Annotated in this window: 25 protein-coding genes; 12 read left to right on the top strand and 13 right to left on the bottom strand. The window is 72.5% G+C overall.

All coding sequences use genetic code 11. The annotated features are described in order from the left end of the window. Nucleotides 1-205: 205 nt before the first annotated feature. Nucleotides 206-1,993, bottom strand: coding sequence for a cholesterol oxidase substrate-binding domain-containing protein (locus O7609_RS13815; RefSeq protein WP_269743638.1), 1,788 nt, complete (start codon nt 1,991-1,993; stop codon nt 206-208). A gap of 217 nt (nt 1,994-2,210) precedes the next feature. On the opposite strand from O7609_RS13815, the gene rpmF reads away from it, so the two are divergent. Continuing rightward, entirely contained in the window at nt 2,211-2,381 is a 171-nt protein-coding gene (gene rpmF / locus O7609_RS13810) for a 50S ribosomal protein L32 (protein ID WP_269736641.1), read from the top strand. A 121-nt stretch (nt 2,382-2,502) separates the two neighbouring features. Here rpmF and O7609_RS13805 read toward each other — a convergent pair whose 3' ends face one another. Together O7609_RS13805 and O7609_RS13800 are read right to left on the bottom strand one after the other, a co-directional pair. Next, entirely contained in the window at nt 2,503-3,348 is an 846-nt protein-coding gene (locus tag O7609_RS13805) for an SDR family oxidoreductase (protein ID WP_269736642.1), read from the bottom strand. Between the two features lie 77 nt (nt 3,349-3,425). After that, nucleotides 3,426-4,121 carry an SCO2400 family protein gene (locus O7609_RS13800; RefSeq protein ID WP_443072117.1) on the bottom strand — a complete coding sequence of 232 codons (696 nt, stop codon included), beginning with the start codon at nt 4,119-4,121 and terminating at the stop codon, nt 3,426-3,428. A 436-nt stretch (nt 4,122-4,557) separates the two neighbouring features. Between O7609_RS13800 and O7609_RS13795 the strand changes: the two genes are divergently transcribed. The 4 genes from O7609_RS13795 (at nt 4,558) to O7609_RS13780 (ending at nt 6,757) form a co-directional block, all read left to right on the top strand. After that, nucleotides 4,558-5,223, top strand: a complete 666-nt coding sequence (locus tag O7609_RS13795) for a maleylpyruvate isomerase family mycothiol-dependent enzyme (RefSeq protein WP_269736644.1) — start codon at nt 4,558-4,560, stop codon at nt 5,221-5,223. A 59-nt stretch (nt 5,224-5,282) separates the two neighbouring features. Then, on the top strand, nt 5,283-5,651 hold the full coding sequence (locus tag O7609_RS13790) for a helix-turn-helix domain-containing protein (RefSeq protein ID WP_269736645.1): 369 nt from the start codon (nt 5,283-5,285) through the stop codon (nt 5,649-5,651). A 31-nt stretch (nt 5,652-5,682) separates the two neighbouring features. Beyond that, nucleotides 5,683-6,294 (top strand): hypothetical protein, encoded by a 612-nt coding sequence (locus O7609_RS13785; RefSeq protein WP_269743636.1) that lies wholly within the window; start codon nt 5,683-5,685, stop codon nt 6,292-6,294. A 109-nt stretch (nt 6,295-6,403) separates the two neighbouring features. After that, nucleotides 6,404-6,757 carry a DUF2516 family protein gene (locus tag O7609_RS13780; protein ID WP_219092575.1) on the top strand — a complete coding sequence of 118 codons (354 nt, stop codon included), beginning with the start codon at nt 6,404-6,406 and terminating at the stop codon, nt 6,755-6,757. Nucleotides 6,758-6,818: 61 nt separating this feature from the next. Here the strand turns inward: O7609_RS13780 and O7609_RS13775 are convergent, their stop codons facing one another. Together O7609_RS13775 and O7609_RS13770 are read right to left on the bottom strand one after the other, a co-directional pair. Next, on the bottom strand, nt 6,819-8,105 hold the full coding sequence (locus O7609_RS13775) for a PP2C family protein-serine/threonine phosphatase (RefSeq protein ID WP_269736647.1): 1,287 nt from the start codon (nt 8,103-8,105) through the stop codon (nt 6,819-6,821). A 139-nt stretch (nt 8,106-8,244) separates the two neighbouring features. Then, complete coding sequence (locus O7609_RS13770; RefSeq protein ID WP_269743635.1) at nt 8,245-9,450, bottom strand: C40 family peptidase; 1,206 nt, start codon at nt 9,448-9,450, stop codon at nt 8,245-8,247. A 366-nt stretch (nt 9,451-9,816) separates the two neighbouring features. On the opposite strand from O7609_RS13770, the gene pstS reads away from it, so the two are divergent. From pstS to pstB, 4 genes are all read left to right on the top strand, one after another. Continuing rightward, entirely contained in the window at nt 9,817-10,947 is a 1,131-nt protein-coding gene (gene pstS, locus O7609_RS13765; RefSeq protein ID WP_269736649.1) for a phosphate ABC transporter substrate-binding protein PstS, read from the top strand. Nucleotides 10,948-11,115: 168 nt separating this feature from the next. Further along, nucleotides 11,116-12,126, top strand: a complete 1,011-nt coding sequence (gene pstC / locus O7609_RS13760; RefSeq protein ID WP_443072115.1) for a phosphate ABC transporter permease subunit PstC — start codon at nt 11,116-11,118, stop codon at nt 12,124-12,126. Continuing rightward, the gene (pstA, locus tag O7609_RS13755; protein ID WP_269736650.1) at nt 12,123-13,202 is read left to right on the top strand and encodes a phosphate ABC transporter permease PstA; all 1,080 of its coding nucleotides are present in this window, start codon (nt 12,123-12,125) and stop codon (nt 13,200-13,202) included. Before pstC ends, pstA begins: the two co-directional genes overlap by 4 nt. A gap of 100 nt (nt 13,203-13,302) precedes the next feature. Next, nucleotides 13,303-14,079 (top strand): phosphate ABC transporter ATP-binding protein PstB, encoded by a 777-nt coding sequence (pstB, locus tag O7609_RS13750; RefSeq protein WP_219092557.1) that lies wholly within the window; start codon nt 13,303-13,305, stop codon nt 14,077-14,079. A 271-nt stretch (nt 14,080-14,350) separates the two neighbouring features. Here pstB and O7609_RS13745 read toward each other — a convergent pair whose 3' ends face one another. Together O7609_RS13745 and O7609_RS13740 are read right to left on the bottom strand one after the other, a co-directional pair. After that, nucleotides 14,351-15,349, bottom strand: coding sequence for an inorganic phosphate transporter (locus tag O7609_RS13745; RefSeq protein ID WP_269736651.1), 999 nt, complete (start codon nt 15,347-15,349; stop codon nt 14,351-14,353). Between the two features lie 6 nt (nt 15,350-15,355). Further along, nucleotides 15,356-15,976, bottom strand: coding sequence for a DUF47 domain-containing protein (locus O7609_RS13740; RefSeq protein ID WP_219092559.1), 621 nt, complete (start codon nt 15,974-15,976; stop codon nt 15,356-15,358). A 214-nt stretch (nt 15,977-16,190) separates the two neighbouring features. On the opposite strand from O7609_RS13740, the gene O7609_RS13735 reads away from it, so the two are divergent. Continuing rightward, nucleotides 16,191-16,538, top strand: coding sequence for a metal-sensitive transcriptional regulator (locus tag O7609_RS13735; protein WP_269736652.1), 348 nt, complete (start codon nt 16,191-16,193; stop codon nt 16,536-16,538). An 80-nt stretch (nt 16,539-16,618) separates the two neighbouring features. On the opposite strand, the gene O7609_RS13730 is transcribed toward O7609_RS13735, so the two are convergent. Continuing rightward, nucleotides 16,619-16,816 carry a hypothetical protein gene (locus tag O7609_RS13730; RefSeq protein WP_269736653.1) on the bottom strand — a complete coding sequence of 66 codons (198 nt, stop codon included), beginning with the start codon at nt 16,814-16,816 and terminating at the stop codon, nt 16,619-16,621. A 251-nt stretch (nt 16,817-17,067) separates the two neighbouring features. Continuing rightward, nucleotides 17,068-17,880 carry a hypothetical protein gene (locus tag O7609_RS13725; RefSeq protein WP_269736654.1) on the bottom strand — a complete coding sequence of 271 codons (813 nt, stop codon included), beginning with the start codon at nt 17,878-17,880 and terminating at the stop codon, nt 17,068-17,070. 90 nt (nt 17,881-17,970) lie between these two features. Here O7609_RS13725 and O7609_RS13720 point away from each other — a divergent pair, with 90 nt between their 5' ends. Further along, nucleotides 17,971-18,135, top strand: a complete 165-nt coding sequence (locus O7609_RS13720; protein WP_269743634.1) for a hypothetical protein — start codon at nt 17,971-17,973, stop codon at nt 18,133-18,135. 63 nt (nt 18,136-18,198) lie between these two features. Here the strand turns inward: O7609_RS13720 and O7609_RS13715 are convergent, their stop codons facing one another. Beyond that, a complete protein-coding gene (locus O7609_RS13715; protein ID WP_269736655.1) occupies nt 18,199-18,879 on the bottom strand; it encodes a phosphatase PAP2 family protein in 681 nt (226 codons plus the stop codon). 335 nt (nt 18,880-19,214) lie between these two features. Beyond that, complete coding sequence (locus O7609_RS13710; protein ID WP_269736656.1) at nt 19,215-20,183, bottom strand: C40 family peptidase; 969 nt, start codon at nt 20,181-20,183, stop codon at nt 19,215-19,217. A gap of 84 nt (nt 20,184-20,267) precedes the next feature. Between O7609_RS13710 and O7609_RS13705 the strand changes: the two genes are divergently transcribed. Next, complete coding sequence (locus O7609_RS13705) at nt 20,268-20,576, top strand: hypothetical protein (protein WP_219092566.1); 309 nt, start codon at nt 20,268-20,270, stop codon at nt 20,574-20,576. A gap of 353 nt (nt 20,577-20,929) precedes the next feature. Here O7609_RS13705 and O7609_RS13700 read toward each other — a convergent pair whose 3' ends face one another. Next, entirely contained in the window at nt 20,930-22,849 is a 1,920-nt protein-coding gene (locus O7609_RS13700; protein WP_269743633.1) for an anthranilate synthase family protein, read from the bottom strand. Beyond that, entirely contained in the window at nt 22,846-23,469 is a 624-nt protein-coding gene (locus O7609_RS13695) for an isochorismatase family protein (RefSeq protein ID WP_269736658.1), read from the bottom strand. Before O7609_RS13695 ends, O7609_RS13700 begins: the two co-directional genes overlap by 4 nt. Between the last annotated feature and the right edge of the window lie 146 nt (nt 23,470-23,615).

The raw sequence follows: 23,615 nt of genomic DNA, 5'->3' as shown, positions 1-23,615 counted from the left end.
GTGGTGTTGACCGTTGTCCGCACGGCACGTTAACGACCGGGGGCGGCGCGGCCACCGCGCCACCCCGGCCGTCCGCCCGCCGCTACCCCGTTCGCCGGGTTCAGGCCGCCGTGACGCGCTCGGCCGCCCAGGTTCGCTGCTCTCGCCGGGCTTCCCTCGGAACGAGGCGGTCCGGGCGTAGCCGCGCACGGACACGAGACGCGGCTCAGCGCAGCAGTTCGTCCAGGAGCGGGGTGCCGAAGACGCCGTGCGGGTCGTGGTGGTCCAGGGCGTCGACGGCCCCCGACCACGCCGGAAGGCTCGCGGGGACGACGCGGCCCAGCACGTCCGGATCGGCCCAGGCCGCGTCCTCCGTATGGGCCCAGCTCTTGGACCACTCGACACGCAGCCCCGCGCGCGTGCCGTCGAACGTTCCCAGCAGCGCGCGTTCGAGATCCCGGTAGAAGGCGGGCAGCGTCGGCGTTCCCGGGAGGCTGAGGACGTTCAGCCACAGGGCGGTGTCCCACTCCGGGTGCCGCCGGTCCGGGGTCAGGGGCGACAGGGACGGCGCCCGGGCGCCGGGCACCTCGCACCACGCGGGGACGTCGAGCCCGCTCGCCCGCACCTCGACGGCGCCGTTGACCGGGTAGGCCCCCCGCTCGCGATAGTGCGTGAGGAGCCGCTCGTAGTGCTGGTGGAAGCGGCTCAACGCCCACTGCACGTCGGCCCGACGGACGAGGACGGCGTACCCGTTGGTCGTCACCCGCAGCGTGCTCGGCCGCACGTAGTGCAGCAGGAACCGGGACGGGCCCCACAGGTCGGAGCGCAGCCCGCCGGCGAGCAGGTGCTCCAGCAGCTCGCCGGTGAGCAGCTCCCGCAACAGGCCGCCGGAGAGCAGGACGTCGCTGACGTCGCCGGTCAACGCCACCTTCGCGATGAGGAACTGGAGCCGCCCGAAGAGCGGGGCCAGCTCGGGGCGGCCCGCGACCAGCTCGGCCGCCAGCCGGGCCACGGGATCGGGAACGCGGTCGGAGAACGGGTAGTTGTACGGCTCGTCCACGCGCCGCGAGCCGAGCGGGCGGCGGGGGCTGCGGCTCCACACCTTCACCCAGGGGTGGGAGGTGAACGCGAACCAGATCGCCTCCACCCGGCCGTCGGCGTCCAGGAGGCCGGCGAACGTGCGGCCGGAGCCGGCGTCCGGGGCGAAGAGCCGGGTGGCCGGGATGTCGAGGCGGCTGACGCAGCGCAGCGTCTCGTCGGCTCCCACCCGCAGCACGACGTCGACCACCGCCGCCCGCCCGAGATGCGCGAGCAGCGCGGCGGTTCCGGCCTCGGAGCGGTGGAACTCCCGCAGGACGTGACCACCCCGGCCCCCGCGCGCCCGGCGGTCCCACACGACGGCGGTGAGGGACACGACCTGGTTGCTCAGCGAGCCGTAGCCGTGGCCGGGCGCGCGGACCTCCCCGGCCGCGGGGACCGCCGTGCCGTGGCCGCCGACGGCCAGGGCTCCGCCCACGGTCAGGGCGCCCGGCGCCGGGCAGGCGGTGACGCCGAGGCCGCGGCGCCCCAGGAAGTCCAGCAGCTCCTCCATGGAGTTCCCGGCGCCCACCCGGACGGCGTCCGGGCCTACCAGGCGCAGCCCGGTCAGGTGCCGCCTGGTGTCGAGCAGGAGCACGCGCCCGGGGGCGGGCGCGCCGTCCGCGACGGTGAGCGGCGCCCACGTGTGCCGGAAGCCCTGCATCCGCAGCCGCCAGCCGTGTTCGACCGCCCAGTCGGCGAGGGCGCGCACCTCTTCGGGGCCGCGCGGGGCGCACGTCCACAGCGCGTCGGCGCGGATCTCGCCCGACCAGTTCCGGTACGCCCGCTGGTACACCTCGACGCCGTCCGGCAGCCCCGGGGGCGCGGACCCGACGGCGTGTGCGCTGCCCGGCGCCACGGCTCCGGCCGGCCGCCACCCCGTCGCCGCGAGCGCGGCGGCCGACGCGGCCAGTACCCGTCGTCTGCCCACTGCCATGGCCGTCCCCCTGACGCAGTCCGGATCACCGTGCCAACGACGGCGGGGCGGTCGCGGTCACGAGGGCGGGGGTGGCGTCACGGGTTGGTCGTGCGGGGCCCGGGGCACGGACCGCGCGACCGCGGATCTATAATGAAAACCGTTTTCCTATAGACTCCGGACCGTCGGCCCGTCCCACCGTCGGCCGGCGCCCGAAGACCGAGGAGTAGTCAGACCGATGGCCGTTCCCAAGCGGAAGATGTCGCGCAGCAACACCCGTCACCGCCGGGCCCAGTGGAAGGCCTCCGCGCCGCGCCTGGCGCCCGTCACCGTCGACGGCTCGACCTACCTCGTCCCCCAGCACCTCGTGAAGGCCTACCAGCGCGGCCTCCTGGACCCGGAGGGCTGAACCGGGGCAACGGCACCGCGACGGGCTGCTGGATGTTGTCGGCCGTGAGGTTCACGACGGTGCGCCCCTTGTGCGGCGTGCCGATCGTCGTCGTCGGCGTCAGGGGCACGGAGCGGAGGGGTCACGAGGGCGCGGGTTCGCGGGGTGCGGCGCGCAGGAAGTCGCGGGCGCCCCGTAGGGGGGTGCGCAGGTCGCGTCGGCTACGGCTGCCGTCCAGGCGGACGTCCAGCGGGCCCGGTGGGCCGGTATCGGCGCGGCGCGCCGTCTTCAGCGCGGTGACGTCCAGGCCGTCGCGCTCGGCCACCAGGACGCCGAGCTCGTGGCGGCTGACCGCGTCCGGGCCGGCGAGATGCCACACGCCCGCCCGCCCGGAGGCGGCGAGCTCCAGCAGGGCCCCGGCGAGGTCGGCGACGTGGACGGGGCACCGGATGTCGTCGGTGAACAGCGCACCGTCCCGGCGGCCGGTGGCCAGGTCGTGGACGAAGGCCTCCTGCGGGGAGCCGCCCTCGCCGAGGATCAGCGACGTGCGCGCGATGGCCGCGTCCGGGGCGAGCAGCCGGATCGCCGTCTCGGCCGCGGCCTTGGCCGCTCCGTACGGGGTGATCGGGTCCGGCGTCGCGGACTCGTCGTAGTGGACGTCGGCGCCGGAGAAGACGACGTCGCTGGACACGTGCACCAGCCGTGCGCCGCACCGGACGGCGGCCAGCGCCAGCCGGATCGCGCCGTCGGCCGTGACCGCCCAGTCGGCCTGCCGGTAGGCGGCGTTGACGACGGCGTCCGGCCCGGCCTCCGCGAGCACCGCGGTGACCTCCTCGGCGCGGCGCAGGTCCATCGGCAGCCAGCAAACTCCGGGGACGTCCGCGGGGCGGGTCGCGAAGGTCGCCGTCACGCCGTGCCCGGCGGCCCGGGCGCGCCGGGCCAGCTCACGGCCCAGGAAGCCGCTGCCGCCCGCGATGAGGATGTCCACGCTCCGCACGGTACGGCCGCGGGGTTCGCCACGTCACGCCTTCGGCCGGGCCGTGGCGTTCCGGCCGTCCACCGCGCTCAGTCCCGCAGCGGGTGACCGCCGCCCTTCGGGTCCCCGTCGCCCTTCGCGCCCTTGGCGAGGCCCGGCGGCCCCGCGGACGCGTCCTCGTCGGCGGCGGGCTCCGCCTCGGGAGCCTCCTCCGGCGACGTCGCCCCCGGCGACTCACCGTCGGCTCCGGGCGCCGGGGAGCGGCCGTCCGCCCCCGGGCTCGCCTCCGGCGTGGCGTCCGTTCCCGACGCCGGGTCCCCTTCCGAGGGTGTGCCGGACTCGCCGTCGCCCGTCGTGGGGGCCCCCGCGGCCAGCCCGCCCTCGTAGGCCCACTGCGCGCCCGCGGCCGCCGGCCCGGAGCCCTCCTGCGCCGACGAACCCGCCTGCGCCAGCCCCGTCGACGGCCGGCTCTGCAGGGTGACGGCGGACACACCGCCGCCCACCAGGGCGATGGCCGTGGCCACCAGGGCCCGCCGCTGGTACTTCCGCTGCCGCGCCAGCTGCCGGCGACGTGCCGCCCGGCCGCCGACCGGTACGGGGGCGCCGCGCCCCTCGGCGGGCTCGGTGACGGCCTCGTCGTCCGTGGGGCGGCCCTCCTGCCCGGCGGGCGCGACGGCGCCCTCGCCGGGCGGAGCCACCGGAGCGGTCCGCCGTGCAGCCGCGCCGCATCCCGGACACGCCAACGCGCCGTTGACATGCCGACGGCACAAGGAGCAGTAGTCCATCCGCGATCTTTCTGTGCTGGCAGCGCCACCCGGAGAGCGCCAGGACAACCGTTCGGGTGGGCTTGGACGTTCCGTCCCCCGCGGTCACACGCGCCCCGGGGCAGCGTACAGCTCACACCCACACCGGTGAAGATCCTGTACGCAAGCCCCGGGGCCCGCCCCACAACGGTGGACGGCCGCTCAGCCCTCGGTGACGCGCCGGGCGCCCACCTCTCGGGAGCGCGCGTCGTACGATCGGCACCGTGCTCGCCGAGCTGCGTGCCACCGGCAGCCCCGCGCGCGTGCGTGCCGGACTCGCCGTCGCCCGGTAAAAGGAGCCGCTGTCGGGCGATGAGTTTTCCCCGCGGCGCCGGTCTTCCTTGCGACCGCCCGTGTCAGACGCCCGAACCGGCTCGGGAGCGACGTCGGAGCACGACCCGTGACAGGAGACCTCCCCATGACTGATACGACAGCGAGAGCGGACCGCGGCCGCGGGTCCGAAGTCTGGTCCCTGGTCCACGCCGAGCGAGCCGCGCTGGCGGACGATCTCGCGGACCTGGCCGACGAGCGGTGGGACCAGCCCTCGCTCTGCGCGGGCCTGACGGTGCGTGAGGTCCTCGCCCACCTCACCGCGGCCGCGAGCCTCAACGCCGCACGCTGGATGGTGGGGGTGATCCGTTGCCGGTTCGACTTCGACAAGCAGGTGGCCATGCGGCTGGCCGAACAGCTGGGTACGGGCCCGGCGGAGACCCTCGACCGGTTCCGGCGCGTCGTCCCGAGCACCACCAAGCCTCCCCTGCCCGTCGTGGCCATGCTGGGGGAGACGCTGGTGCACGGCGAGGACATCCGGCGTCCGCTGGGCATCCGTCGCGACTACCCGGCCGGGGTCGTCACGCGGGTGGCCGAGTACTACCAGGGCACGGACCTCGTGGTCGTCGCCGGGAAACGCGTCGAGGGGCTGAGGCTCGTCGCGGACGACGGCCCCTTCACGACCGGTTCGGGGCCGCTCGTGTCCGGTTCCACCGTGGCCCTGGTGATGGCCATGACCGGACGCGCGGCCTACTGCGACGAGCTCGAAGGCGAGGGCGTGGCGCTCCTGCGCAGCCGCTGCGGGGCAGCGTGACGTGAACCATTGCAAGCGATGTGCTTGCAATAGTTAGCGCGGTGGGGCACCGTGGGGGCATGGGTTCACTCAATCCCGGCGGCATCGGGGAGTTCCTGCGGGAGCAACGCCGCACCGCGCAGCTCTCGCTCCGGCAACTGGCCGAGGCGGCCGGGGTGTCGAACCCGTACCTGAGCCAGATCGAGCGCGGCCTGCGCAAGCCGAGCGCCGAGATCCTGCAGCAGCTCGCGAAGGCGCTGCGGATCTCGGCGGAGACGCTCTACGTACGGGCCGGGATGCTGGAGGAACGGGACGGTCGCGAGGTCGACGTCGCGGCGGCCGTCCTCGCCGACCCGTCGATCACCGAGCAGCAGAAGCAGGCGCTGCTCCAGATCTACACGTCCTTCCGCGCGCAGAACGGCGACGGCGCCGCTGGCTCACGCCCATGACACGGCAGACAGACGCCCGGGAGGGACGCACATGCCGAGCAACACCGACGTCCGCAAGACGCTCACCTACCCGACGCCGCTGTACTTCGCGGCCGGGCTGATCGAGAAGGTCCGCACCGAGGCCCCGGAGCGGATCGCGAAGCTGCGGGAGGCCGACACGAAGGCGTTGCAGGGCCGGGTGCAGGAGGCGCTGGCCTCGCTCGACTCCGACCTGCGGAAGTGGCGTGAGCAGGCGCAGCAGCTCGCGCTGCAGGGGGTCGGATACGCCGCCGAGGCCGCGGTGAAGGCCAAGGAGAACTACGACACGCTGGCCGAGCAGGGCAAGGTCGCCGTCGACGCGTGGTGGGGCCGCGGGCAGGACGACGGCGGCTGGGAGACGAAGGTCGAGCGGGAGCCGTTCGTGGCCCAGCCCCCGAGCCCGGAGCCTGCCGGGAAGGCTAGGGTCTCCGGGCGGGCCCGCCCGGAGGAGCCGAAGGCCGACGGGCCCGGCACGGCGGACGGGGCCGCCAAGCCGGAGCAGAAGCCGGAGACGAAGAAGGCGGCGCCGAAGGCCACGGGCAGGACGACGGCCAAGACCGTGCCGAAGAGGACGACGGCGACGACGCGGAAGGCCGCGGCGCCCGAGGAGTCCTCGGACTCCTGATCCGCGCCGCGTACGGGACGGCCGGGGCGGGCAGGTGTCTGCCTACGCCCTCGGCCGCCGTGCGGGTAGCGTGGATGCAGGACCGGTTTCTTCCAGGAGGATGACGAGCGTGATTCTGAACGGCTTCGGCAGCGTCATGAGCTTCGTGTTCCTCGGGCTGCTCATCCTCTCCATCTTCTGCTTCGTGGACGCGGCCCTGCGCCGTGAGGACGCCTACCGGGCGGCGGACAAGAACACCAAGCCGTTCTGGCTGATCCTGCTGGGCATCGGCGCGGCGGTGCAGCTCTTCGGGGTGCCGTTCCTCGGCTTCCTGCTGCTGATCGTCGCCGTCATCGCCAACATCGTGTACCTGGTCGACGTCCGGCCGGCGCTGATCCAGGTGACCGGCGGGCGGGGCGGGGGCGGCCGGTACCGGGGCAGCAGCAGCGACGGGCCGTACGGCCCCTACAACGGCGGGCGGTAGACGCCCGCCGCGCGCGGGCGGTGAGCGCCCCCGCCCGGCCGGTGTCCCCGGCCGGTCCCGGTCAGTCCCGGTTGAGGAGGAGCACGGCGACGTCGTCGGCGAGCTCCTCGCCGTTGAGGTCGCGGACGTGGGTGAGGACCTCGTCCAGCAGCGTCTCTCCCGTGGCTCCGGCCGCCATGGCCTCGGCCACGATGCGCATCATGCCCTCCTGCCCGAGCCGCTGACGCGTCTGTGCGGAGGCCCGGCCCTCGATCAGGCCGTCGGTGTACATCATGAGTCCCCAGGAACCGCCCAGCTCGACCGCTGTACGGGCCCAGCGTGCCCGGGGCAGGAGGCCGAGGGCGGGCCCTGCGGAGTCCTCGGGCAGGAGCCGCGGCGCGGCGCCCGGCCGGGCGAGGAGCGGGGCGGGGTGGCCGGCCAGGCAGACGCCGGCGCGGCGGCCGTCGGGGGCAATGTCGATCATGCACAGCGTCGCGAAGATCTCCTCGCTGCGCCGTTCGTGCTCCAGGACCTGCTGGAGCGTGGCCAGCAGCCGGTCGCCGACGAGCCCGGCCAGGATGAGCGCGCGCCAGGCGATGCGCAGCTCGACGCCGAGTGCGGCCTCGTCGGGGCCGTGCCCGCAGACGTCGCCGATCATGGCGTGCACGGTGCCGTCGGAGGTGCGGACGGTGTCGTAGAAGTCGCCGCCGAGGAGGGCGCGGGAGCGACCCGGCCGGTATCGGGCGGCGAACCGCAGAGAGCTGCCGCGGAGCAGCGGGGTGGGGAGCAGGCCGCGTTCGAGGCGTGCGTTCTCCTGGGCCCGCAGCCGGGACTCGGTGAGCTGTCGCTGGGCCCGGTCCGCCTGTTTTCGTTCGACGGCGTAGCGGATGGCGCGGCCGAGGGTACGGGTGTCGAGCTCGTCGCGGTAGAGGTAGTCCTGGGCGCCGATGCGTACCGCCTCGGCGGCTCGCTCGGCGTCGTCCTCCCTGGTCAGGACGAGGACGGCATGACCCGGGGCCAAGCGCAGCACCTGCCGCAGGAGGTCGAGGTCGGACTGCGCGAGGTCGAGCAGGATGCAGTGGACTTCCTCGCTGAAGAGGCGCTCGGCCTCGGTGAGGTTGCGGGCGGTCCGGACGCGTACGCGGCCACCGCGGGCGTCGGACAGCTCGGGGAGCGGCGGGGAGCCGGCCGGGTCGGCGTCGACGACGAGGAGGGTCTCGGCCTGACGGGGCGGCCCGGCCTGGGCGGGCAGGGTGGCGGCCGACGGCGCGTCGGCCGGAAGCGGGGTACCGGCTGCGCCGGCTCCCTCGCCCACGGATACGGGCTTCACGACGGACCTCTTCCCTCCCCCCGGGACTGACGACGGCATCCGGACCGGATGCCGCAGGTGACACTAGCCGCCGGGCGGGCCGGGGCGGAACGGCCGCGCCCGCCGGTCCTGGCGGTATGCCCGGAATCACTGGATCTCCGCCAGGTCCGGGGGTGGGGCGGCCGGGGCGCGCGGGCCCTCACGCGTCCGGCCGGACGACACCGAGGATGGGCAGGGAGCCGGCGCCCTCGACGCGGATCTGCCGGCCCGTGCGCGGGGCGTGCACCATCTCGCCGTCTCCCAGGTACAGGCCCACGTGACTGGCGTCCTCCTTGTAGATGATCAGGTCGCCGGGACGCATGTCGGTGATGTCGACGCGTTCCAGCCGCCGCCACTGCTCCTGCGAGGTGCGCGGGATCGGCACCCCGGCGGCCTCCCAGGCGCGCAGTGTGAGCCCGGAGCAGTCGAACGTCTCCGGGCCCTCGGCGCCCCACTCGTAGTCCTTGCCGAGCTGTGCCAGGGCGAAGGTGACGGCCTTCCTGCCCCGCTCGCTCGCCTCCCCGTTGATCTCCTCCAGAACGCCTGTTCTCAGCCAACGGAGCTGCCGGGCACGGGCGGTCCGCTCCTCCAGCTCCCGCAGCCGCGCCCGCTCCTCGGCCGCGAGGGAGGATTCGAGCGTGCGCGCCTGCTTCAGCTTGGCCTCGATCCGCTTCTTCGCCGCGCCGCGCTTCTTGCGGGTGCCCTCCAGCTCGCTGTGCCGGTCGGCGGCGGCCTCGCGGTCGTCCGCCAGCTCACGGCCGAGGCGGTCGAGCCGGCTGATGACGCCGGACGTCGCGCGCTGGCCCTTGCGCAGGATGCCGAGGGAGTGGATGTACTCCCGCGGGTCGTCGGCGAGCGTCAGCCGCGTGGCGACGGGGAAGCCTCCACCCCGGTACTGGGCCCTGGCCATGGCTCCGGCCCGGTTGCGCAGGTCCCTCAGGGTCGCCTCGTTGTGCTTGACGCGCCGGCCCAGGGCGTCGACGGCACGCTGCTGTCGGCGGGCCCGCTCCACGGCGGCGTTGTAGGCGTCGGTGGCCGAGCCGGCCTGGTTGTGCAGGGCCTCGATCCGCCGGCGGACCTCCTCCAGCTCGCCGCCCTCGGACGCCTCGACGGCCTCGTCCCCGTCCCCGTCGGCATCCCCGTCCCCGTCCGCCGGATCCGCCGCGTTCTCGCCGCCGTCGCCCGGACCGCCGTCGCCGGGACCGCCGCCCTCGCCCGGGGCAGGCGGTGCGGGCGGGGAGGGCTGCGGGGCGGGGGCCACCGTGGGCGGGGGCAGGGCGGCGTGTGCCGTCGTGGCCGTCAGTCCTCCCGTCACCATGAGCACGCACAGCGCACCGGCGAGGACCGCACCCCTGCTCGGCTTCACGTCATCCCTCCCCTTCGCCCCACCACGGCCCGGGACTCCGCCCTGACGCGCCCGCGGAGCCCTCGGACAGACGTCCCGGGAGCGCGCCCGGTTCCGTGGGATCGTGCCACGGGCTACCGGAAAGTAACAGGGTCACGCCGCGGCAACGGCCGGAATACGGGACGAACACGGACACCGCTCCGACTGTCGAGGTTCACCTTCCGTTCACTCTCGACGGTCGGGCGCTTCACCTGTCCTGCCTAATTTCAGCCGTACGGAGGGCGCCGCATGGCGACATGCCGAGCGGGCCCCCATAGCTGATCACAGAGATACGCCCACTCCACGCTTGCCGCCCCACCGGCGGGCTCAGGAAGGAACTGAACCGAAGTGAAGCTTCAGCGCACGAACCGGCTTCGCGCCCTGACCGTCGGCGCTATGGCAGTCACCAGTGCTCTGGTCCTGACTGCCTGCGGATCGGACGACAACAGCTCCCAGGGGGGCGACAGCCCCTCGAAGAAGGCCGAAGCCGGCAACATCGAGTGCAAGGGTGAGGGCAACCTCCTGGCCTCGGGTTCCAGCGCGCAGAAGAACGCGGTGGACGCCTGGGTGCAGGCCTACCAGCAGGCCTGCGAGAGCACCAAGGTGAACTACAACCCGACCGGCTCCGGCGCGGGCATCCAGGAGTTCCTGCAGGGCAAGACCGCCTTCGCCGGTTCGGACTCCGCCCTCGACGCCGACGAGGTGGAGGCCTCCAAGGAGGTCTGCACGGACGGCAAGGCCATCAACCTGCCGATGGTCGGCGGCCCGGTCGCCGTCGGTTACAACCTCTCCGGTGTCGAGGACCTCGTCCTGGACGCCGACACGATCGCCAAGATCTTCGACTCGAAGATCACCAAGTGGGACGACGAGGCGATCAAGAAGCTGAACCCCGACACGGACCTGCCGTCCACCAAGATCCAGGCCTTCCACCGCTCGGACGAGTCGGGTACCACCGACAACTTCACCACCTACCTGCAGCAGGCCGCCCCGGACTCCTGGACGTACGAGCCCGCCAAGGCGTGGGCCGCCCAGGGCGGGCAGTCGGCGAACGGCTCCGCGGGTGTGGCCACCAACGTGAAGCAGACCGACGGCGCGATCGGCTACTTCGAGCTCTCCTACGCCACGGGCAACGACATCGACACCGTCAAGCTGGACACCGGTGCCGGTGAGCCCGTCGAGGCCACGGTCGAGAACTCCTCCAACGGCATCGCCGCGGGCAAGATCGTCGGCACCGACGGCGACCTGGCCATGGAGCTCGACTACGCGACCAAGGAGGCGGGTGCCTACCCGATCATCCTGGTCACCTACGAGATCGCCTGCGACAAGGGCAACGACCCCTCGACCCTTGAGGCGATGAAGTCCTTCCTGACCTACGCCGCGAGCGAGGACGGGCAGAACCAGCTCGCCGAGATCGGCTACGCCCCGATTCCGGACGACGTCATCACCAAGGTCCGCGAGCAGGTCTCGTCCCTCTCCTGACCTGACGCCGGTGCGGCCCTCGCCCATGGGGCCGCACCGGCATTCCGGCGTATCCGGCCCCCGGGCCGGATACCCGGCCCCCGTCCGCACACCCACCACCCTTCCGGTGCACCGCCGCCAGGGACCGACCCCGCCGAACGGCCGGTCCCGCACCAGACCGGAGAAACCATGGACATGACGAAGACCGCCGCGCCTCCGCCCCAGGCGGAGCTGCCTCCCCGGACTCCCGGTGAGTCCGAGGGCAGGAAGGGGAGCGCAACGCACCGCGGCGACCGCATATTCCTGGGCCTCGCCAAGGGCTCCGGAATCACCCTGCTGGTGATCATGGCCGCCATCGCGGCCTTCCTCACCTGGCGCACCTTCAACGCCCTCTCCGTCAACGAGGGCAACTTCTTCACCACGTTCGACTGGAACGCCAACGCCGACCCGCCGGTCTTCGGCATCGCCGTCCTGGCGTTCGGCACCGTGGTGAGCTCCATCATCGCCATGGCGCTCGCCGTGCCCGTCGCCGTCGGCATCGCGCTGTTCATCTCGCACTACGCGCCGCGCAAGCTCGCCGGGCCGCTCGCCTACGTCATCGACCTGCTCGCCGCCGTGCCCTCCATCGTCTACGGCCTGTGGGGCGCCCTCTTCCTCGTGCCGAACCTCACCGGTCTGTACACGTGGCTGGACGACTACTTCGGCTGGACCGGGATCTTCGCCTACGACGGCGGCGCGGCGCGCTCGCTGTTCACCGTGGGCATCGTGCTGGCGATCATGATCCTGCCGATCGTCACGAACGTCTCCCGCGAGGTGTTCAAGCAGGTGCCGAAGATGCACGAGGAGGCCGCGCTCGCGCTCGGCGCCACGCGCTGGGAGGTCATCAAGATGGCCGTCCTGCCCTTCGGCCGCTCCGGCGTCATCAGCGCCTCGATGCTCGGCCTGGGCCGCGCCCTGGGCGAGACGATGGCCGTGGCCACCGTCCTGTCGCCCAGCTTCCTGATCAGCGCGAGCCTGCTGGACCCGGGCGGCGGCACCTTCGCCCAGAACATCGCCGCGGGCTTCAACGAGGCCGGCGACATCGGCCGCGACGCCCTCATCGCCTCCGGCCTGGTGCTGTTCGTCATCACCCTGCTGGTGAACGGTGGCGCCCGTCTGATCATCGCTCGCCGCAAGGAGTACTCGGGGGCCAACGCATGAGCAACACCGTCATGGACCAGCGTCCCGTGGACGCCGCGGCCCCCCGCCCCGCCACGCTCCGGCACGCCCGGCTCCCCCGCTGGGCCCCGCTGGCGATCGCCCTCGCCTCGGCCGGCCTCGGCATCGGCATCGGCGTACTCGCCGGCCTGAGCAGCCGTGCCCAGTGGGGCCTGATCGCCGCCCTGCTGTTCGTGCTGACGAGCTACACCCTCACCTCCGCCGTCGAAGGCGTCCGGCAGGCCAAGGACCGCCTGGCCACGAGCCTCGTGTGGGTCTGCTTCCTCGCCGCCATCGTGCCCCTCGCCTCCCTGGTGTGGGAGACGGTCGCCCGCGGCGCCGAGATGTTCGACCTCTACTTCCTGACGCACTCCATGAGCGGGCTGCGCGACCTCCAGCCGGGCGGCGGTGTCTACCACTCGCTGATCGGCACCCTGCAGCAGGTCGGCCTCGCCACGCTCATCTCCGCGCCCATCGGCCTGCTCACCGCCGTCTACCTGGTCGAGTACGGCAAGGGGAAGCTCGCCAAGGCCGTGACGTTCTTCGTCGACGTCATGACCGGCATCCCCTCGATCGTCGCGGGTCTGTTCATCCTGTCCTTCTGGATCATCCTGCTCGACTTCGGCTACTCCGGCTGGGCCGGGGCCATGGCACTCGCCATCCTGATGATGCCGATCGTCGTACGCTCGACCGAGGAGATGCTGAAGCTCGTCCCGAACGAGCTGCGCGAGGCGTCGCTCGCCCTCGGCGTGCCGAAGTGGCGGACGATCCTGAAGGTCGTGCTGCCGACCTCGATCGGCGGTATCACCACCGGTGTGATGCTCGCCGTGGCCCGCATCGCGGGTGAGACGGCACCGATCATGCTGCTGGTCTTCGGCGCCTCGTCGATCAACAACAACCCGTTCGAAGGGCCGCAGGACTCGCTTCCGTACTTCATCTGGACGCAGTTCAAGGCCGGCAACCAGCACGCCTACGACCGGGCCTGGGCCGCCGCACTGGTGCTCATCGCCCTGGTGATGCTGCTCAACCTGCTGGCCCGAGGCGTCGCCCGCTGGAAGGCCCCCAAGACCGGCCACTGACGGCCAGGTACACAGACCCCATGAACGCGACGTACGCGGGTGACCGGAACCATCCCGGCAGGGCGTGTACGCGGATGTACGCAGAAAAGAAGTGATCCACATGGCCAAGCGCATCGACGTCAGCGGCCTGACGGCCTACTACGGCAGCCACAAGGCCATCGAGGACATCTCGATGACCGTCGAACCCCGCTCCGTGACGGCCTTCATCGGGCCCTCCGGCTGCGGCAAGTCCACCTTCCTCCGCACCCTCAACCGCATGCACGAGGTGACCCCCGGCGGGCGCGTCGAGGGCAAGGTCATGCTGGACGACGAGTCCCTGTACGGCCCCGGGGTCGACCCCGTCGCCGTGCGCCGGACGATCGGCATGGTCTTCCAGCGTCCCAACCCCTTCCCGACGATGTCGATCTACGACAACGTCGCCGCCGGGCTGCGCCTGAACGGCAAGTACAGGAAGAGCGCGCTCGACGAGGTCGTGGAGCGCTCGCTGCGCGGCGCCAACCTGTGGAACGAGGTCAAGGACCGGCTGAACAAGCCCGGCTCCGGCCTCTCCGGCGGTCAGCAGCAGCGGCTGTGCATCGCCCGCGCCATCGCCGTCGAGCCGCAGGTGCTGCTCATGGACGAGCCGTGCTCGGCCCTCGACCCGATCTCGACGATCGCCATCGAGGACCTGATCGGTGAGCTGAAGGAGCAGTACACGATCGTCATCGTGACGCACAACATGCAGCAGGCCGCGCGCGTCTCCGACCGCACCGCGTTCTTCAACCTCGCGGCGATCGGGCAGCCCGGCAAGCTGATCGAGATCGACGACACCGAGCGCATCTTCTCCAACCCCTCGGTGCAGGCCACCGAGGACTACATCTCCGGCCGCTTCGGCTGACCGAGACGTCTGCGGTGCTGCATGGCGGTGCCACCGCATGACGAGAAGGGCCCGCCCGACCCCCGTCCAGGGTCGGGCGGGCCCCCTTTGCGTTTCCGGCACCGCCCGGCGCGTGCGGCGCGCCCGGCGCGTGCGGGCCCTTCGGCGCGGTCCGGGTCCTTCCGGCGCGTCCGGACCCCTTCCGGCGCGTCCGGGCGCGGGCGATCCGCTGGTCGGGCGGGGCCGGGCGCCGGGCGGACCGGGAGCAGATCGGGGCCGGGGCGCCGTGGGGTCAGCCGACGACCAGGTAGGTGAGGCCGTAGCCGAGCGCGGCCACCGCGGCCGCGGCCGGCATGGTGATGAACCAGCCGGCGACGATGTTCTTCGCGACGCCCCAGCGCACCGCCTTGACCCGGCGGGTCGCGCCCACGCCCATGATGGCCGAGGTGATGAGGTGCGTCGTGGAGATCGGGGCCGTGAAGACATAGGCCGTCGCGTACATGACGGAGGACGCGGTGGTCTCGGCGGCGAAGCCCTGGGGCGGGTCGAGGGCGATGATGCGGCGGCCCAGGGTCCGCATGATGCGCCAGCCGCCCGCGTAGGTGCCCAGGGAGAGCATCAGCGCGCAGACGACCTTCACCCACAGCGGGATCGGCTCGCCCTGGTCCTCCACTCCGGCGATGACCAGGGCCATCACCACGATGCCCATCGTCTTCTGGGCGTCCTGGAGGCCGTGGCCGAGTGCCATGCCGGCCGCCGAGACGGTCTGGGCGATCCGGAAGCCGCGCTGGGCCCGGTGCGGGTTGGCGTTCCGGAACGCCCACAGGATGCCCGTCATCACCAGGTAGCCGAGGCACATCCCCACCAGCGGCGACAGGAACATCGGGATGACGATCTTCGTCAGCACGCCGTCCCAGTAGACGGTCGTCGCCCCGGCGAGGGCCGCTCCGACCATGCCGCCGAACAGCGCGTGCGAGGAGGAGGACGGCAGGCCGAAGTACCAGGTGACCATGTTCCACGTGATCGCCCCGACCAGCGCGGCGAACAGGATGAGCATGCCGTTGTCGCCGCTCGGCGTCTCGATCAGGCCCTCGCTGACCGTCTCGGCGATGCCGCTGCCCATGAACGCGCCGGCCAGGTTCATGACCGCCGCCATGAGCAGCGCCACGCGGGGCGTGAGCGCCCGGGTCGAGATGGACGTGGCGATCGCGTTGGCGGAGTCGTGGAACCCGTTGGTGTAGGTGAAGAAGAGCGCGACGCCGACGACGACGATCAGGGAGAACGTGTCCACGACAGGTCAGGACTCCTTGACCGCGATGGTCTCCACCGTGTTCGCGACGTGCTCGAACGCGTCGGCCGCCTCCTCCAGGACGTCCACGACCTGCTTGAGCTTGAGGACCTCGATCGCGTCGTACTTGCCGTTGAAGAGGTGGGCGAGGAGCTTCCGGTGGATCTGGTCGGCCTGGTTCTCCAGCCGGTTGACCTCGATCCAGTATTCGGTCAGGTTCTCCATGGTGCGCAGGTGCGGCATCGCCTCGGCGGTCAGCTCCGCCGCCCTGGCCAGCACCTCGATCTGCTGTTCGACGCCCTTGGGAAGCTCCTCGATCTGGTAGAGGACGACCAGGTCGACGGCCTCCTCCATGAAGTCCATGATGTCGTCGAGCAGGGAGGCGAGGCGGTAGATGTCCTCACGGTCGAACGGGGTGATGAAGGAGGAGTTGAGCTGGTGGAAGATCGCGTGCGTGGCGTCGTCGCCGGCGTGTTCGGCCGCGCGCATCCGTTCGGCGATGTCGGTCCGTGCGGAGGACTCCGCCCCGAGCAGTTCCATGAGGAGCTTCGAACCGGTCACGATGTTGTCCGCTGACGCGGCGAACATGTCGTAGAAGCTCGTCTCCCTGGGGGTCAGACGAAAGCGCACAAGGGGTCCTCGGGTGTGCTCGGGCGACAGTCTCGTTGATGCTAGGCGCATCATCCGGCCACGGCGAACCGGTGGTCACCAGTGTCGCCCATGGGGGGTCGGCCGCAGAACCGGGGCCAAGGCAGGGCACTGTCCGCCATCGCGGGCCTCGCGGGAAAATCGGTACAATATACCCAGCCGGGGTATGACCCGGAGAAGGATCAGGGGAGCACACATGACGACCGTCGAACCCACCCGCGCCGGGGCGACGGAGCCCGCGCCCTCGCCGCAGCCGCCCGGACCGCACGGCTACAGCAAGCGGAAGGACGCCCATCTCAAGCGGCTCCGGCGCATCGAGGGGCAGATTCGCGGGCTTCAGCGGATGGTCGAGGAGGACGTGTACTGCATCGACGTCCTCACGCAGGTCTCCGCCTCGACGAAGGCGCTCCAGTCCTTCGCGCTCCAGCTCCTCGAGGAGCACCTGCGGCACTGCGTCGCCGCGGCGGCCGACGAGGGCGGCGAGGAGATGGACGCCAAGGTGGCGGAAGCCACCGCCGCCATCGCCCGGCTCCTGCGCACCTGAGCCGGACATCCCGCGCATACGGGACGTCATGGCCGCCCCCTCATGGCGTCAACCCCTGGCTGAAAACATGCGGTACGGCGTCAGTCCTCACGGCACTCCGCGTCAGCCGGAGCGTCCGGCTCCGGGGCGTTCCGCCGCCCGGTGCCCAGCACCTCGTCGATCCGGTCGTCACTCAGCCGCTCGTCCGGCTCGGCGGCCGCGGCGATGATGAGTTCTCCGTACAGCTCGATCTCGGCGAGCGCCTCCCGGTCCTGGACCGCCGACGGCTCCCTCGGCATCCGTGGCCACCTCCCTGCACGCTGAGCCGCGAACGGCCGAGCCCCGCCGCGCGGACGGGCCGACCGCTCACCCCCGACGCCTCACCGTAGGACGGCCCGGGGCATTCCCGCATGACACATCCGGACTAGGACCACCCGGACGTGGTCCCGCGGGACACCGGACGCCCCCCCCCGGAGCCCGGCCCACCGGGGGCGGGTTTCCCCGGGGCCGGACGCCCGCCTCACCCGCCCCCGCGCCCCCGCCGTCGGCGTCACGCGGGCGGCGCGGGCGTGGCCGTGGCGATCCGGCCCGTGTAGACGTCCGCTCTCGGCGGCAGTTCCACCTCCACCGACGTCCCGAACGCGTACAGCTCCGTGGTGGAGACGACGGCCTCGTCGTTGCCGAAGACGAACGTGTGCCGCACGCGGCGCAGCCGCCCCTCCTCGTCGAGGTGCGCCTCGAAGGGCACGGCCCGGGTGGAGAAGCCTTTCGCCGCCGCCGAGAGCTGGCCCCGCCGGCCCCGCGAGGCCTCACCCGCCGCCGCCCGCACGTCGGTCGTCCCGCGGAAGCGGCGGACCAGCTCGCCGTCCAGCCGCCGCGTGCCCACGTACCGCACCGAGCTGACCCCGCGGAGCAGCTCCACCGCGACGAGCGGATCCGTCACGCCGTTGGAGACCAGGTTGCCGTCGGGCAGCTCCGCCGGATCCACCCGCACCCACTTGTCCTCCGGCACCCCCGCGCCGCGGTTCTTCATGTAGAGCGCGCCCGGCGCGATGAGCGCCGTGACCGGGCCCTGCCGCCCGCCGGGCAGAGTGACCTCGATCCGGCCCATGCGCCGCGTGAAGTCGAACCCCCCGGCCCCCCTGATGGTCAGCCGCGTGCCACCGCTGCGCAGCTCCATCCGGCTGCGCACCCGTGACGTCCGCGCCTCGGCCAACTCGTCGGCCAACCGGCGCATCTGGGCGCGGGGATCCTCGCCCGCCGGCTCCGGCACCGCGGCGGTGCGTCCCGAGCACCCCGTGCCCACGACAGCCGTCAGCACGATCGACGCGAGCACACCGGCAGCGGCCTTCCGCCTGTCCATCGCAACCAGACCCCCAACGGACCGTCCCTGGACTCGATCCGCTTAACGACGGCACCTGTCCAGCCGTTACGCCCGGGTAGCGTTGGCCCTGTGCCCGACCAGCGAGAGTCTCCCGACGCCACGGAAGAACACACCACGAGCCTGCGGGAGCGCGGTTCCTTCGTGAGCGCCCACTGCTCCTGCGGCTGGCGCGGCCCCGCGCGGCGCGCCCGGGCCCGGGCACAGGCGGACGCCGGCGAGCACGGCGGGGCGTAGCCGCCACCCACGGCGGGGCGTGGCCGCACCCCGCGTCCGGAGACGGGCGAGCGGGGCGGAGGCTCAGGCCGCCAGGTCGCGGCCGTGGGCCGCGGCCACCGGCTCGCCGGGCGCGTCCTCCGGCTCGACGGCCCCCCGCGGAGGGGCCTGCACCAGCCGCCCCACGTGCGGCGAGGCGGCCACGGCCCGGGTGAGCGGGGTGAGCAGGGCGGCGGCGAGCGGGGCCAGGAGGAGCACGACGGCGGCGCCCAGGGCCAGCCCGCCGACGACGTCCGTCGGGTAGTGCACCGCCGTGTAGACGCGGCCGAAGCCCTGGAAGAGGGCCAGCGCGATGGCGAGCGCGCCGAGCTTCCGGTTGACGACGAAGATGCCCACGGCCAGGGCCATCACCAGCGCCGAGTGGTCGCTGACGAAGGAGTAGCCGTCCTTCCCGGCCACCAGGACGTTGAGCCCCTCGTGGTCGACGAACGGTCTCGGCCTGGCCACGAGCTCCCGGATCGGATAGTTGACCAGGTAGGCGGCCGAGGCGCCCAGCGGGGCCCACATCAGCCCGGCGACGGCGGTCACGGCGTCCGGCCGGCGGCGCGCCGTCCACCACGCCCACAGGCCCAGCACCATGAGGCCGGCGATGACGCCGTACTCGCTGAGGAAGGCCAGCGCCGAGTTCGCCCAGTCGGGCAGGCTCGCGGACCAGCCGTTGACGCGGTAGAGCAGCTCGACGTCGGAGCTGTCCCAGTCAGACATGGCGCTGCGGCCTCTCGTTCGCTGTCACTCGCGTCACCCGTGTAACTCGCTCTGCATGGCTACCGGCCCCCGTGTCTCGGAAGGTCATCCGATCCTGGTCAGGGAACGCGGCAGCCGGGTCCGGCGTTCCGCCATCCACTGAATGATCACGTCCACGTTATCGAAGGGTGACCGACCGCCGCCTCGTGCCCGGCGCCCGCGACGCGTCCCCGGGGTGCGGGGGCCCGTCTCCGGCGTCCACGGCCCGCGTTGGGCGTCCGCGGCCCCTCCGCGGCCCGTGTCCGTCGTGAGCGGCGGCCCACCCAGCGTAGGGCCACCGGGCGGCCGGGCCGCACTCAGCCGGTCGGGCGGGTGGCCCCGAAGTAGTCGGGCGAGTCGATGGGATCGAACCGGATGACGGCCCCCGTGTAGGGGGCGTCGATCATGTATCCGCCGCCGACGTAGATCCCGACGTGGTGGATGGAGCGGGGATCGTCGAGGTCGTGGGCGAAGAAGACGAGGTCGCCGGGGAGCAGCTCGCCACGGGAGGGATGCGGCCCGGCGTTCCACTGGTCGTTGGCGACGCGGGGCAGCTCGATGCCCACCGAGGCGTAGGCGGCCTTGGTCAGCCCCGAGCAGTCGAACCGTCCGTCGTCCTCGGCCGTGCCGTCACCGCCCCACAGGTAGGGCGTGCCCAGCTTCTCCTGCGCGTAGTGGATGGCCCCGGCGGCCTGTCGCGCGGGCGAGAGCCGCCCCTGGGTCGCCGCGAAGGACTTCTCCATCGTGCGGATGACCGCGACGTAGTTCCGCGTCTCCTCGTAGGGCGGCACCCCGCCGTACTTGATGACGGCGTAGGGCCCGGCGTTGTAGGCGGCCAGCATGTTCGACGTCACGTCGCCCGGCACCTCCGCGACGTTGCGGGCCAGCGTGCAGTCGTAGGACGCGGCCGAGGGGATCGCGTCCTCCGGGTCCCAGACGTTGGCCTCGCCGTCCCCGTTGGCGTCCAGCCCGTGCACGGCCCAGGTGCCGGGGATGAACTGCGCGATGCCCTGCGCCTCGGCGGGCGACTGCGCCCGCGGGTTCCAGCCGCTCTCCTGGTACAGCTGTGCCGCCAGCAGCGCGGGGTTCAGCGCCTCGCACAGGCCTCCCCACTTCTGCACGAGTTCCGCGTACTCCGCGGGCACCGAGCCCTTCGCCAGCCGTACCGGGCTGCCCCCGCCCGGGCCGAACTGGGACGCGGACACGTACGTGCCCACCACCAGCAGCGCCAGGAACGACAACACCAGACCGAGACCGCACCCCGAAGCCACCCAAGCCTTCCGCACCCCCCAACCATCGCATTCCATGGCAGAATTCGAGAAGGCTGTACCGAGCCGATACCGACAACCCACCTGTGGCGGTGAGTTCACATGTTCCTTGCGGCCGAAGAAGGCGACATCACCACCATTATCGGGGGAATCGCACCCGACTGGGGCCCGTTCGGCTCCCTGGGCACCGAGGCCCGCGTCATGATCGAGGTGGTCATGGCCGTCGCGATCCTCATCTGCCTGGGCATCGCGATCTGGGGTGCCGCCAAGCAGCGCATCGGCGCCACCGCCCTGCGCGACACGTTCAGCGCCGAACAGGGGAAAGGCCTGATCGTCGCGGGACTCACCGGCGTCTTCATCATCGGGTCGCTGGGAACCCTGTTCACCATCGTCTACGGCATGGCCGTCTAGACGACCCGGAGCCTGTCGCCACGGTGATCTCGGATGCCGGGCCGCGGTGTGACGTCACGTCGCCCTGGGCCGGCTGACGGAGAGGGGGATCTCCTCCGCCCGTGCCGCCCCGGCCCGCGCCGGAGCGGCCCCGACCGGACGAACGGCTGGCCCTGAGCGGGACCGGGTGGACGTTCCGCACCGGTGCCCTCCCGGCGGCATCGCAACGTCGTCGGACGGTGCCCCGACCACCGCAAGCAGCGGCAGGGCATCGCCACCCGCTCCGGCAAGACCGCCCGGTCCCACCCGGCAGCCGTCGCCCTCACATCCGTCCTGACGTGGGCCCGACACCCTGACGGCGACTCCCCGAAGACCTACCCGGGGCCGAGCCCGAGAGCCGCCCGCAGGGCCGTGGCGAGAATGCGGGGGCCGTCCTGGGTGAGCACCGACTCCGCGTGGAACTGCACGGAGGCGAAGTGCGGGCCGCGCAGACCGTACACCTCCCCGTCCGCACGGTCGCGGCTCACCTCGACGAGCCCGACGCCCGGCACCTCCCGCCGGTCCACCTCGCTCCACGCGGCGAAGGTGTTGTAGAAGCCGACGCGTTCGGTCGAGCCGAACAGATCGATCCCCTTCTGGACGCCCTGGTTGGGAGTGGCCAGCCGGTGGACCTCGAACCCGAGGGCAAGGCTGAGCGCCTGGTGGCTCAGGCACACGGCGACGAACGGGGCCCGGCGCTCCAGCAGCGTACGCACCGTGGCGCGCAGATGCCGCATCCGCGGGTCGTCCTCCTCGCTCGGATCGCCGGGGCCCGGTCCCAGGACGACCAGGTCCCAGCCGTCCAGGGTGTGGTCCTCGTCGAAGCGCCGTACCGTCACCGCCAGTCCGGTGGCGGTGAGCTGATGCTTCATCATCGCGGTGAAGGTGTCCTCCGCGTCGATGACCAGGACCCGCAGTCCGGCGAGCAGGGGATCGTTCTGCTTCGCCGCCCGGTCGGCGTCGTCGCGCAGCCAGAACTCCGCGAGGGAGGCGTTGCGGTGCTCCAGAGCCGCCCTGACCCGCGGATGGCGGGCGAAGCGGGCGCTGCGGCCGGAGTCGAGGGCGGCGACCAGGCCGTCCGCCTTGGCCCGCGTCTCGGCGGCCTCGGCCCAGGGGTCGGAGTGGCGCACCAGGGTCGAGCCGACGCCGATCGCCACCCGGCCCGCCGCGCTGATGTCGGCGGTGCGGATGAGGATGGCGGAGTCCAACGCGGGGCGGCCCGACGCGTCGCGTCCGATGAGAGCGGCCACGCCGCTGTAGTAGCCGCGCCCCTGCGGCTCGTACCGGCTGATGACCCGGCAGGCGCTCTCCAGCGGGGACCCGGTCACGGTGGGGGCGAGCAGCGTCTCGCGCAGGATGTCGGCCGCGCTGCGGGTGGTCTGCCCCTCGATGAGGTACTCGGTGTGCGCGAGCCGGGTCATCTCCTTGAGGTACGGGCCGACCACCCGGCCGCCCTGATCACAGACGCGGGCCATCATCTTCAGTTCCTCGTCGACGACCATGAAGAGTTCGTCGGCCTCCTTGCGGTCGGCGAGGAACTCCATGACGCCGTCCAGGGTGGGCCCCTGGGGCGGATAGGAGTAGGTGCCGCTGATGGGGTTCATCACGGCCTTGCCCGCTTCCACACTGATGTGTCGCTCGGGCGTGGCGCCGACGAGGGTGCGCTCGCCGGTGTGGACGAGGAACGTCCAGTAGGCGCCCGCCTCCCGGCGCAGCAGGCGGGAGAAGAAGGTCAGCGCGCTGTGTGGGCCGTAGTCGGTGATATCGGCGACGAACGAGCGCTTGATGACGAAGTTCGCGCCCTCACCGGTGCCGATCTCCCGGTCGACGACGGCTTTGACGATCTCCCGGTAGGCCGCGTCGTCCACGTCGAAGTGGCCGCCGCTGAGGGAGATCGGCACCTCGGGGATGCGGGCCAGCGCGTCGTGCACGCCGATCCGCTGCTGGTCGGTGACGGCCAGCGCGATCAGCGGGGCGCCGTCGTCGGGAACGGCGAAGCCCCGCTCGGCGATCTGCCGGTAGGGAACGAGCACGAGGAGTTCGTGGTGCGCGTGGCCGGGACGTTCCGGCGCGTCCGGCAACGGGAGTCCGGCGAGCGTCGCGGGCCGGGAGACCTCGCCGACGAGGACGTCGAGGGTGCCGGTGCCCGTCGTCTCGGGGCGGTGGAGCAGGGCGTACGCGCCGGGCGGATCGGTCAGGACGCGGTGGAACAGGTCGTCTTCGTCCGCCACGCCGGACGACAGGGCCGGGCTCATGCGAGGACCTCCTTCGCGGTCAGGACGACCGCGCACCGTTCGGCGGCGTAGTCCAGGGCCATACGGTGGTATTGCGCGGAGAAGTCGGCGACGGCGTCGGCGACGAGGAACGGTTGGATGTCGTGGGTGAACGCGTCGACGGCGGTCATCAGGACGCCGACGTGGGCGTACACACCGCACAGGACCAGTTGGTCCCGGCCGCTGGCGCGCATGCGTTCCAGCAACGGCGAGTTGAAGAACGCGCTGTAGCGCCACTTGGTCAGCCGCCAGTCGCCGTCCGTCGGCGCCAGTTCCTCGACCACCTCGCGGTCGGGCGGCGCCGCGCGCATGCCCGGGCCCCAGAAGTCGGCGAGCAGGCCCCGCTGTTCGGCCGTCATGTCGCCCGGCTGGGCCGTGTAGGCCACCGGAACGCCGAGCGCGGCGCACCGGTCGCGGACGGCCGAGGTGTTGTGCACCAGCCAGGTGCGCACGGTGGCGGGAACGGGCGCCAGGAAGTACCGCTGCATGTCGTGGACGAGCAGTACGGCGCGGGCCGGATCGGGCGTCCACCGGGCGGTGTTGGCCGGCAGATCACCGGGGGCGGGCATCGGGTAGGCCTCGATCGGGGGTATCCCGGGCATCGCTTCGCTTCCCGTTCCTGTCTCGAATGACGCGTGGGCATCCTGGTGGCGCACGTTCCTGGTGGAGCACGTTCCCGGCCGCGAACTCCGTGACGGTCTCCGCCCCGGGACGGCGGCCCCGGCGCGGGCTGACCGTGCGGCCGGTC

The sequence above is a fragment of the Streptomyces sp. WMMC1477 genome, from assembly GCF_027460245.1.
In the GTDB taxonomy this organism is placed as follows: Bacteria; Actinomycetota; Actinomycetes; order Streptomycetales; family Streptomycetaceae; genus Streptomyces.
This window is presented reverse-complemented; position numbering and strand designations above follow the sequence as displayed.

What these genes read in the sequence shown, in the direction of transcription:
- O7609_RS13815 (WP_269743638.1), bottom strand. Translation starts at nt 1,993, where the DNA reads ATGGCAGTGGGCAGACGACGGGTACTGGCCGCGTCGGCCGCCGCGCTC.
- rpmF (WP_269736641.1), top strand. Translation starts at nt 2,211, where the DNA reads ATGGCCGTTCCCAAGCGGAAGATGTCGCGCAGCAACACCCGTCACCGC.
- O7609_RS13800 (WP_443072117.1), bottom strand. Translation starts at nt 4,121, where the DNA reads ATGGACTACTGCTCCTTGTGCCGTCGGCATGTCAACGGCGCGTTGGCG.
- O7609_RS13795 (WP_269736644.1), top strand. Translation starts at nt 4,558, where the DNA reads ATGACTGATACGACAGCGAGAGCGGACCGCGGCCGCGGGTCCGAAGTC.
- O7609_RS13790 (WP_269736645.1), top strand. Translation starts at nt 5,283, where the DNA reads ATGGGTTCACTCAATCCCGGCGGCATCGGGGAGTTCCTGCGGGAGCAA.
- O7609_RS13785 (WP_269743636.1), top strand. Translation starts at nt 5,683, where the DNA reads ATGCCGAGCAACACCGACGTCCGCAAGACGCTCACCTACCCGACGCCG.
- O7609_RS13775 (WP_269736647.1), bottom strand. Translation starts at nt 8,105, where the DNA reads ATGCCGTCGTCAGTCCCGGGGGGAGGGAAGAGGTCCGTCGTGAAGCCC.
- pstC (WP_443072115.1), top strand. Translation starts at nt 11,116, where the DNA reads ATGGACATGACGAAGACCGCCGCGCCTCCGCCCCAGGCGGAGCTGCCT.
- pstA (WP_269736650.1), top strand. Translation starts at nt 12,123, where the DNA reads ATGAGCAACACCGTCATGGACCAGCGTCCCGTGGACGCCGCGGCCCCC.
- pstB (WP_219092557.1), top strand. Translation starts at nt 13,303, where the DNA reads ATGGCCAAGCGCATCGACGTCAGCGGCCTGACGGCCTACTACGGCAGC.
- O7609_RS13735 (WP_269736652.1), top strand. Translation starts at nt 16,191, where the DNA reads ATGACGACCGTCGAACCCACCCGCGCCGGGGCGACGGAGCCCGCGCCC.
- O7609_RS13730 (WP_269736653.1), bottom strand. Translation starts at nt 16,816, where the DNA reads ATGCCGAGGGAGCCGTCGGCGGTCCAGGACCGGGAGGCGCTCGCCGAG.
- O7609_RS13725 (WP_269736654.1), bottom strand. Translation starts at nt 17,880, where the DNA reads ATGGACAGGCGGAAGGCCGCTGCCGGTGTGCTCGCGTCGATCGTGCTG.
- O7609_RS13715 (WP_269736655.1), bottom strand. Translation starts at nt 18,879, where the DNA reads ATGTCTGACTGGGACAGCTCCGACGTCGAGCTGCTCTACCGCGTCAAC.
- O7609_RS13705 (WP_219092566.1), top strand. Translation starts at nt 20,268, where the DNA reads ATGTTCCTTGCGGCCGAAGAAGGCGACATCACCACCATTATCGGGGGA.
- O7609_RS13700 (WP_269743633.1), bottom strand. Translation starts at nt 22,849, where the DNA reads ATGAGCCCGGCCCTGTCGTCCGGCGTGGCGGACGAAGACGACCTGTTC.
- O7609_RS13695 (WP_269736658.1), bottom strand. Translation starts at nt 23,469, where the DNA reads ATGCCCGGGATACCCCCGATCGAGGCCTACCCGATGCCCGCCCCCGGT.